This window comes from Micromonospora sp. 4G55, from assembly GCF_016803375.1.
In genome coordinates this window covers 1-9,424 of sequence record NZ_JAEVHN010000211.1, presented here as the reverse complement: position 1 = coordinate 9,424, position 9,424 = coordinate 1, and the positions used below count along the sequence as shown (strand labels likewise).

The window sequence follows — 9,424 nt, the reverse complement described above, 5'->3', positions numbered from 1 at the left end:
CCGCCCCGACCGGGGTCGGCTCAAGCCCGACCGCCTCGGCCGGCCCTCGCCGAGGGCGGTGCCCCGCGCGGCACGGCCGGAGCCATGCCCGTCAGTCGGCGGCCAGGATCTCCTCCAACCGCCGCCAGACGTGCGAGCGCCAGCCGCCGCCGAGCAGGGTGGCGGTGCGCTGCTGGACCGGGTCGTCGGGATCGAAGCCGCTGTGCTCCAGGAAGAGCCGGGTGCCGCGCCCCTCCGGGGCGAGGGTCCAGCTCACCTCGGTGTCGAGCGGCCCGCCGCGCCAGGCCCAGCGCAGCCGGCGCGGCGGGTCCACCTCCAGCACCTCGCAGTGCACCACGCCGTCGAAGCCCTGGGCCGGCCGCGGCTCGGTACGGAAGGTGAACCGGTGCCCGACGACCGGCACGACGTCGTTCGGCATCAGCCAGCGGGCGAGCAGGTCGGGCTCGGTGAGCACCCGCCACACCTTCGCCGGCGGGTGCGGCAGGAACTGGTCGACCCGGATCGTCGTGGTGGGCTCAGTCATCGGGCATCCCGTCGAGGACGTCCCGCAGCTCGGCCAGCTTCGCCCGCCAGAACCGCTCGTACGGGGTGAGCCAGTCGGCCACCTCGCGCAGCGGCTCCGGGCGCAACGCGTAGAGCCGCTGCCGGCCAACGGGTCGTTCGGTCACCAGGCCGGCGTCCTTGAGCACCCGCAGGTGCTCCGACAGGCTGGGCCGGCGCATGTCGAAGTGGGTGGCGAGCCGCTGCACCGGCTGCTCGCCACGCTCGCGCAGCAGCCGGAGCACCTCGCGGCGGGTGGGGTTGGCCAGCGCCGCGAAGACGTCGGCCTCAGACACGGGTGGACTGGAGCACGATGCCGTTGCCGTCCGGGTCGTGGAGGGTGGCGTAGCGACCCCACGGGGCGACCTGGATGTCGCCCTCGAAGACGACGCCCCGGTCGCGCAGGGCGGCCACGTCGCCGTCGAGGTCGTCGGTCTCCAGCACCAGGCCCTTGAGCGAGCCGGGCGGCATGGTCGGGAACCAGGTGACCAGGGTCAGCGCGGTGGCGGCGCCCTTCGGGGCCACCTGCACCCAACGCCCGCCGGGGCCCATCGGGTTGTCCCACACCAGGTCGAAGCCGAGGACGTCGACGTAGAAGTCACGGGCCCGGTCCTGGTCGCTGACGGGCACGGAGAGCAGCTGCACATGGGTCACGGTCATGCGCCCACCATAGGTAGGACTTTTCCTACCGGTCAAGCCGGGGGTCGGGAAGGGGTGGCGGCGACGGTGCCGCGCTCCCCCGCCCGGGGTCGCCGGCCATCATGATCGGGATCGGACAGGCGTCACTTGAGCTGACCGGCGGTCAGACCGGACTGGACCTGCCGCTGGAAGGCCACGTAGACGGCGAGCACCGGCAGCACCGCGATGGTGAGGCCGGCGAAGAGCCGGGCGTAGTCGCCGGCGTAACCCTGGCTGACCGAGAGCGCGAAGAGCCCCTGGGCGAGCACCCACTTCGACTCGTCGCCCTGCATCAGCACCTGCGGCAGCAGGAACTGGTTCCAGTGGCTGAGGAAGTTGAAGATCGCCACGCTGATCAGTCCCGGACGAGCCATCGGCAGCATCACCCGGAAGAAGAGCCGGAAGTGGCCGCAGCCGTCGACCAGCGCCGCCTCCGCCACCGAGGTCGGCAGGGTGCGGAAGAAGGCGGTCATGAAGAAGACCGTGAACGGCAGCGAGTACGCCGCGTACACCAGGATCAGGCCGGTCCAGGTGCCGAAGAGCCCGGCGTTGCGGACCACGAAGAAGAGCGGCACCAGGGCGAGGAAGACCGGGAACATCAGGCCGCCGACGAACAGGTAGTAGACGAACTGCCGGCCCCGGAACTCGTACCGGGCGAAGACGTACGCGGCGGTGGCGCCCATCAGCATGGTCAGGCTGACCGAGCCGGCCACCACCACCAGGCTGTTGAGGAAGTACCGGCCGATGTGCGCGTCGGTCCAGGCCCGGGCCCAGTTCTCGAAGCGCAGCGTCTCGGGCAGCCCCCACGGGTCGGCGAGGATCTCGCCGTTGCTCTTGAACGAGCTGACGAACATCCACAGCAGCGGCAGCACCGTCAGCGCGGCCCAGACCAGCAGGAAGCCGTGCGAGAAGACGTTGGCGACGCCGAGTTCGCGGCGGACCGGGCGGTCGGCCGGGCGCGCGGTCGTCGCGGCGACCGGGGCGGCCTCGTCCAGGGTGGTCACGAATACTCGATTCGGTCACGTCGGCCGGCGCGCAGGGACAGCACCGCCACCGACAGGGTCAGGAAGAACATCACCACGCCGATCGCCGAGGCGTAGCCGAACTTGGTCTCGCTGCCGAACGCGGTGTCGTACATCCGCACGCCGATCACGTCGGTGGAGAAGTTGGGGCCGCCGTTGGTCATCAGCTGCACCAGGATGAACCCGTCGAGGGCGAAGATGGCCAGGTAGACCCAGGCGACCTGGACGGTGTCCCAGAGCAGCGGCAGGGTGACCCGGCGCAGGGTGGTCAGCCGGGACGCCCCGTCGAGCATCACCGCCTCGTAGATCTCCTTCGGCACGGCGGACATCGCGGCGCCGAAGAGCACCACGTAGAAGCCGACGTTGCTCCACACCATCACGGCCAGCACGCACCAGAAGGCGGTCCGCGGGTCGCCGAGCCAGGTGGGCGAGCCGAGCCCCATCGCGTGCAACGCGCTGGTGAGCAGGCCCTTGTTGGGGTGGTAGACCTCCTTCCAGAGCAGCGCGATGATCACCACCGAGAGCACCTGGGGGAAGAAGTAGACGGTGCGGTAGAGCGCGCTGCCGCGTACCCCGGTCACCCCGGCCCGGCCCTTGCGCCCGCCCATGTTGAGCATGGTGGCGAAGAAGAGCCCGAGGACGATCGTCAGCACCGGCACCAGGGCCAGCAGGATCGCGTTGTTCTTCAGCGCGTTCCAGACGTAGTCGTCGTGCCAGAGCGCGCGGAAGTTGGCCAGCCCGACGGAGTTGGCGTCGGCGGAGTAGCCGAGCCAGTCGGTGGTGGAGATCTGGAACGCCTGCAGGTACGGCGATACGACGAAGATGACGTAGAGCAGCACCGGCGGCACCAGGAAGGTGACGATCAGCGGGTACTTGCCATGTTTCACGGTGGGCCCCAACTCCCGGCGGTCGCCGGTGGGGACCGTGGACGGTCCCCACCGGCCGGGTTGTCACGCGGTGCGCTTGTACTTCTTGATCGAGCTGTCCTGGGCGATCGAGTCGGCGCCCTTCTGGCACTGGTCGAGGAACTCCGCCGGGCCGATCCGGCCGCTGAAGAACTCGCCGCACGCGGCGTCGACGAGGTTGCGCTCCAGCTTGCGGTAGTAGTTGTTGTAGACCCAGTTGAAGCCGTTGGTGCCGGAGGCGTCCAGCGCCTTGACCACGGTGCTCAGCCCGTACGGCAGCTCGACGCCGTCGGTGGCGCCGGCGACCACGGTGAGGCTGGCGACCTTCTTGGTGAAGTCCTGGGCGCCTTCTTGGATAGCATGGTCCGGAAGTACTCCAGGCCACCGGCGACGTTCTTCGCCTTCGCCGGCACCATGAACGGCTCGCCCGCGGTGCCCCGGATCGCCTCGAACGGCAGCTTGTCGCCACTGCCCAGGCTGGGCGTCGGCTGGACGGTCATGTTGAACCCGGCCGGCGTGACGTCCTTCTGCTCGCTCTCCAGCCAGGAGCCGCAGGAGATGAAGGCGGCCTTGCCCTGGCACCAGGCGGTCTGCGACTGCTTGTGGTCCAGGCCGGGCGAGCCCTCCAGGATGTACTTGTCCTTGACGATCTGGTGCCAGGCATCGGCCGCGGCCTTCATCGCGTCGGACTTCCAGGCGTTCGGCTCCAGGTTGTCGATCGCGGTGGCGACCGACGGTCCGCCGAACTTGATCGCGGTGGCGATCAGCGGCCAGCTCATGTAGCGCGGGTGCAGGCCGGCGTACGTCCAGGGGGCGATTCCGGCGGCCTTGATCTGCTTGCAGAGCGCGATGTGGTCGTCCCAGGTCTTCCCGTACGACCAGTTGCGCTCGCCGAACAGCTTGGTGGAGTGCCAGATGCCGTAGGCGGTGTAGGTGTAGTTGAACACCAGGAACTTGCCGTCGTACGAGCCGACCTCGACCGCGCCGGGCAACAGGGTGTCCTTGACGGTCTTGCCGGGGATGTCGAGGCTCGGGGCGGCGAGCAGCTCACCGAGGTCGGCGAGGGCGTTCTGCGAGACCAGGCCGTTGAAGTCGATCTGGCCGGCGCCGGAGTTGTTGACCACGTCCGGCGGGGTGCCGTCGACGAAGCGCGGCTGGAGGGTCTTGCTGATCTCCTGCGTGGCCGAGTGCTTGATCTCGGCCTTCGGGTACTTCTCCTTGTACATGGCCTCGTGGGCCTTGGCGTACTCCTCGCCGAAGCCGCCGTTGAAGATCACCACCTCGAGCGGCGCGTCCTCCTTGACCCCGAGGGGGTTCTGCTCGCTCTTGGTGCCCTTGTAGGTGCCGCCGTCGGCCTTGTCGTCGCCACCGCCGGTGGCGCAGCCGGCGAGCAGGCCCGCCGCGGGGGTGGCCAGCAGGCCGGCGGCGGCGGTACGCCGCAGGATCTCACGCCTGTTCATCAGCTCTCCTCGGTTCGGGTGGGGCGGATCGCCGATGACATCGGATGGCGTCCGCCGGTCGAGGCACGTTGATTCTCTTCAGTTTGCCTGTTGTTGCTGAAGAATTTCTACGGCAGGAGCGCGCCGACTTCAAGACCCGGCGGCCGATCCGTTATCACCACCGGCCGCACCGCGCTGGCATAGCCTGAGCGCATGCGCCGCCTGGCCCAGCTCGCGGAGCGGACCCCGGCCCGGCGGGAACGCTACGTCGACCTGCTCCGCGCGCTCGCGATCACCATGGTCGTCGCCGGTCACTGGGGCGTCACCGTGATCGGCCGGGACCCGGCCGGCCGACCGACCGGGCACTCCGCGCTCGCCGACCTGCCGTGGGCGTACCCGCTGACCTGGCTGGCCCAGGTGATGCCGGTCTTCTTCCTGGTCGGTGGCTACGCCAACGCGGCGTCCCTGACCCGCCACCGGGCCCGCGGCGGTGACGCGGCCGGCTGGCTGCTGGACCGCAGCGCCCGGCTGGTCCGCCCCACCAGCGCGCTGCTGCTGGTGCTCACCGTCGCCGCGGCCCTGGGCCGGCTGCGCGGCACCGACCCCAGCCACCTGCGCACCGTGATCTGGTTCGCCACCATCCCGCTGTGGTTCCTGGTCGCCTACCTGTTGGTCGTGGCCCTCACCCCGCCGATGTACGCGCTGCACCGCCGCTACGGGCTGGCCGTGCCGCTGGCGCTGGTCGCGCTGGTGGCGCTGGGTGACCTCGGCCGGCTGACCGGTCCGGCGACGCTGGCCGCCGGCAACTACCTCTTCGGCTGGCTGGCGGTGCACCAGCTCGGCTTCGCCTGGTACGACGCCCGCACCCCCGCGACCGGACCACCGTCCGAGCCATCCGGGCCGTCCGGGCCATCCGGAACCGCACCGCCCGCCCCGGCGGAGACGGCGACTCGCACCCGCCGTCGGGGTCCGACCGGCCGGGCGTACGCCGGCGACGCCTGCCCACCGTCCCGGTCGACGGCGCTGGCGCTGCTGGCCGGCGGCCTGGCCGCGCTGATCCTGCTCACCGTCGTCGGGCCGTGGCCGGTGGCGATGCTGAACGTGCCCGGGGAGCGGCTGGACAACGCCTCGCCGCCGAGCCTGGCGCTGCTCGCCCTCGCCGCCGCCCAGCTCGGGCTGATCCTGTTGCTGCTCGCCCCGGCGCGGCGTTGGCTGCGCCGGCCCCGACCGTGGCGGGTGGTGATCGCGGTCAACCTGGTGGTGCTGACGGTCTTCCTCTGGCACCTGACCGCCGCCGTGCTGCTGATCGGGCTGCTCGACGCCGTCGGACTGCTGCCCACCCCACCGGTCGGCTCGGCCGCCTGGTGGGGCTGGCGGGTGCCCTGGCTGCTGCTGCTCGCCGTGGTGCTGGCCGTCCTGGTCGCCGTCTTCGGCCCGATCGAGACGCGCAGCGCCCGGCACCGCACCGGGCGGCGCAGCGGCCGGGCCGGCCGGGTCCGCGCGGCGCTGACCGTGGCCGGGTACGCCGCCGTCATCGGCGGGCTGCTGGTCAACAGCACCACCCCGAAGGACGCCCCGGAGCCGCTCGGCACGCCCGTCCCGGCGCTGGTGGCGTACCTGGCCGGGGCGGGCGTGCTGCGGTTGCTCAGGTCTGGGTGGGGAAGCCGAGGTTGACCCCGCCGTGGCGCGGGTCGAGCCAACGACTGGTGACCACCTTGCCCCGGGTGAAGAAACGCACCCCGTCCTCGCCGTGCGCGTGCAGGTCGCCGAAGAGCGACGACTTCCACCCGCCGAACGAGTAGTACGCCATCGGCACCGGGATCGGCACGTTGATCCCGACCATGCCGACCTCCACCTCGTGCTGGTACCGGCGGGCGGCGCCGCCGTCGTTGGTGAAGATCACCGTGCCGTTGCCGTACGGGTTGGCGTTGACCAGCTCGACCGCCTCGTCGTACGAGCCGACCCGGACGACGCCGAGCACCGGACCGAAGATCTCGTCGGTGTAGATCGACATATCCGGGGTGACCCGGTCGAACAGGGTCGGGCCGAGCCAGAAACCGCCCGACTCCCCGTCCGGGGTGACGTCCCGGCCGTCGACCACCGGCACCGCGCCGGCCGCCACGCCCGACTCCACGTAGGAGCGGACCCGCTCGGCGTGCGCGGCGGTGACCAGCGGACCCATGTCGCAGCCGCGCCGCCCGTCGCCGGTGCGCAGCCCGGACATCCGTTCGGCGATCTTCGCGACCAGGGCGTCGGCGACCGGCTCGACGGCGACCAGCGCCGAGATCGCCATGCACCGCTCCCCCGCCGAGCCGAAGCCGGCGTTGACCGCCGCGTCCGCGGCCAGGTCCAGGTCGGCGTCGGGCAGCACCACCATGTGGTTCTTCGCCCCGCCGAGCGCCTGCACCCGCTTGCCGGCCATCGACCCGCGCTGGTGCACGTACCGGGCGACCGGGGTGGAGCCGACGAACGACACCGCCCGCACCGAGGGATGATCCAGCAGCGCGTCGACCGCCTCCTTGTCGCCGTTGACCACGTTGAGCACGCCGTCGGGCAGGCCCGCCTCGGCGAACCACTCGGCCAGCAGCAGCGCGGCGCTCGGGTCCTTCTCGCTCGGCTTGAGCACCACCGCGTTGCCGCAGGCCACCGCCACCGGCACGAACCACAGCGGCACCATCACCGGGAAGTTGAACGGCGAGATCACCGCCACCACGCCCAGCGGCTGCCGGAGGCTGTACGAGTCGACCTCGGTGGAGACGTTCTCGCTGAAGCCGCCGCGCAGCGCCGACGGGATGCCGCAGGCGTACTCGATCACCTCCAGGCCGCGCTGCACCTCGCCGGCGGCGTCCGCGAGCACCTTGCCGTGCTCGGCGGTGATCACCTCGGCGAGCCGGTCGCGGCGGGCGTGCACCAGCTCCCGGAAGGCGAACAGCACCGCCGTGCGCTTCGCCAGCGACGCGTCCCGCCAGGCCCGCGCCGCGCGCTCGGCCGCCTCCACCGCGACCGCGACGTCCGCGGCCGAGGCCAGCTCCACCTCCCCGGTACGCCGGCCGGTGGCCGGGTCGAAGACGTCCCCGCGCCGCGGGGAGCCGCCGGAGACCCGCTTGCCGTCGACGAAGTGCCCGATGACCGTCCCGTCGTCCATCCCACTCACTGAACCACCCTCCGTTCGCGACTGCGGGGCTCGCAGGACCGGCTCACTCCTCGCGCTCACTGGACCACCTCCGCCGCGGCGCAGGAGCGGATGGCGTCGACGAGGATGGCCAGCCCCTCGCGGGCCTCGTCCTCGGTCAGCGTCAGCGGCGGGCCCATCCGCAGCACGTTGCCGTGCAGGCCGCCCTTGCCGGCGAGCAGCCCACCGGACCGGCACGCCTCGAAGACGCGGGTGGTCAGCGCCGGGTCCGGCTCGGTGCCGCCCGGCCGGACGAACTCGACGCCGAGCATCAGCCCCTTGCCGCGTACCTCGGCGACGCAGTCGAGGCCGGCCACGGCGGCGCGCAGGCCGTCGGCGAGGATCGCGCCGGTGCGGGCGGCGTTGGCCTGCAGGTCGTGGTCGCGCAGGTAGTCCAGGACGGCGTTGCCGGCGGCGGTCGAGATCGGGTTGCCACCGAAGGTGGAGAAGCTGATCGCCGGCACCGACTCCAGCACGTCGGCCCGGCCGACCACGCCGGCGAGGGCGAAGCCGTTGCCGACGCCCTTGGCGAAGGTGAGCAGGTCCGGGGTGACGCCGTGCGCCTGGTAGCCCCAGAAGTGCTCGCCGGTACGCCCCCAGCCGGTCTGCACCTCGTCGGAGATCAGCAGGATGCCGTGCTCGTCGAGGACCTTCTTCCAGGCGGCGAAGAGCCCGTCCGGCGGGGCCACGAAGCCGCCCACGCCCTGGATCGGCTCGGCGATCAGGCAGGCCACGTCGCCGGCGGTCTGGGTGGCCAGCACCTCGCGCAGATCCTCCACCGCCGCGTCGATCCGGTCGCCGGCGTCGAGGCGGGCCAGCAGGCCGCGCAGCCGCTCGCCGGAGTGCAGCCAGGCCACCTGCAGCGGGTTGAGCGCGCTCGCCGACCAGCCGCGGTTGCCGGTGACGCCCATCGCCGCGTACGACCGGCCGTGGTAGCTGTTGCGCACCGCCAGGATCTGGTGCGAGCGGCGGTGGTTGGTGGCGACCAGCAGGGCGGCCTCGTTGGCCTCGGTGCCGGAGTTGGTGAAGAAGACCCGGGCGTCCGGGATGCCGGAGAGCCGGGCGATCTTCTCCGCCAGCTCCACCTGATGGCGGATCAGGTAGAGCGTGGAGCTGTGCACGATGCCGGTGCGCAACTGGCGCTCCACCGCCTCCCGGATCTCCGGGATGTCGTAGCCGATCATGTTGGTCAGCACGCCGCCGAAGAAGTCCAGATAGGTCCGGCCCTGCGCGTCGGTCACCCGGCGACCCGAGCCGGACACCAGCTCGATCGGTTCGGCGTAGTAGAGCGGCATCCAGGACGGGAGCACGGCCCGGTGTCGGGCCAGCAGGTCGTCGGAGGTCATCGTCGCACCCTTCAGCGGCGGCGGATTCGCGTTCCCCGCACGCTTCCACCACCCGGCGACAGGGACAACTGTCACTGTGTAGCGCAGCCGGGGTGGCGGCCTGACAGCGCGTCAACCCGACCGGTGCGGTTTCCGGGGCCGACCGCCACCTTCGCGATCCTTTCCGGTGGACATCCGACCGATCCGCCACTCATTCCGCAGGGCGGCCGCAGGCTGGACCGCTCGCCCTACGCTGGGCCGGTCCCCCGGGTGGCAGGAGGTCCGACATGCGGCTGGCGCAGACCATCGCGGAGTTGGAGCGGACGGCGCGCGGGAGGTGGCC

10 protein-coding genes are annotated in these 9,424 nt (G+C 71.7%); 1 reads left to right on the top strand and 9 read right to left on the bottom strand.

The window, feature by feature from the left end; genetic code table 11:
• Positions 1–91: 91 nt before the first annotated feature.
• The 7 genes from JNW89_RS18215 to ngcE form a co-directional block, all read right to left on the bottom strand.
• A complete protein-coding gene (locus JNW89_RS18215; protein ID WP_238449832.1) occupies positions 92–523 on the bottom strand; it encodes an SRPBCC domain-containing protein in 432 nt (143 codons plus the stop codon).
• Complete coding sequence (locus JNW89_RS18210) at positions 516–836, bottom strand: helix-turn-helix transcriptional regulator (RefSeq protein ID WP_154936109.1); 321 nt, start codon at positions 834–836, stop codon at positions 516–518. Before JNW89_RS18210 ends, JNW89_RS18215 begins: the two co-directional genes overlap by 8 nt.
• On the bottom strand, positions 829–1,200 hold the full coding sequence (locus JNW89_RS18205; RefSeq protein ID WP_238449831.1) for a VOC family protein: 372 nt from the start codon (positions 1,198–1,200) through the stop codon (positions 829–831). The genes JNW89_RS18210 and JNW89_RS18205 overlap by 8 nt, the downstream gene beginning before the upstream one ends.
• A gap of 122 nt (positions 1,201–1,322) precedes the next feature.
• A complete protein-coding gene (locus JNW89_RS18200; RefSeq protein WP_238449830.1) occupies positions 1,323–2,222 on the bottom strand; it encodes a carbohydrate ABC transporter permease in 900 nt (299 codons plus the stop codon).
• Positions 2,219–3,127, bottom strand: coding sequence for a carbohydrate ABC transporter permease (locus JNW89_RS18195; RefSeq protein ID WP_238449829.1), 909 nt, complete (start codon positions 3,125–3,127; stop codon positions 2,219–2,221). The genes JNW89_RS18200 and JNW89_RS18195 overlap by 4 nt, the downstream gene beginning before the upstream one ends.
• A gap of 63 nt (positions 3,128–3,190) precedes the next feature.
• Positions 3,191–3,454, bottom strand: a complete 264-nt coding sequence (locus JNW89_RS18190; protein ID WP_238449828.1) for a hypothetical protein — start codon at positions 3,452–3,454, stop codon at positions 3,191–3,193.
• Complete coding sequence (gene ngcE, locus JNW89_RS18185) at positions 3,409–4,605, bottom strand: N-acetylglucosamine/diacetylchitobiose ABC transporter substrate-binding protein (protein ID WP_238449827.1); 1,197 nt, start codon at positions 4,603–4,605, stop codon at positions 3,409–3,411. The genes JNW89_RS18190 and ngcE overlap by 46 nt, the downstream gene beginning before the upstream one ends.
• A gap of 192 nt (positions 4,606–4,797) precedes the next feature.
• Between ngcE and JNW89_RS18180 the strand changes: the two genes are divergently transcribed.
• Positions 4,798–6,258, top strand: coding sequence for an acyltransferase (locus tag JNW89_RS18180; RefSeq protein ID WP_238449826.1), 1,461 nt, complete (start codon positions 4,798–4,800; stop codon positions 6,256–6,258).
• On the opposite strand, the gene JNW89_RS18175 is transcribed toward JNW89_RS18180, so the two are convergent.
• Both JNW89_RS18175 and JNW89_RS18170 read right to left on the bottom strand, forming a co-directional pair.
• Positions 6,230–7,729 (bottom strand): CoA-acylating methylmalonate-semialdehyde dehydrogenase, encoded by a 1,500-nt coding sequence (locus JNW89_RS18175; RefSeq protein WP_238449833.1) that lies wholly within the window; start codon positions 7,727–7,729, stop codon positions 6,230–6,232. The genes JNW89_RS18180 and JNW89_RS18175 overlap by 29 nt on opposite strands.
• Before the next feature lie 65 nt (positions 7,730–7,794).
• Positions 7,795–9,102: an aspartate aminotransferase family protein gene (locus tag JNW89_RS18170; RefSeq protein WP_238449825.1), complete on the bottom strand. Its 1,308-nt coding sequence runs from the start codon at positions 9,100–9,102 to the stop codon at positions 7,795–7,797.
• Positions 9,103–9,424: the final 322 nt, after the last annotated feature.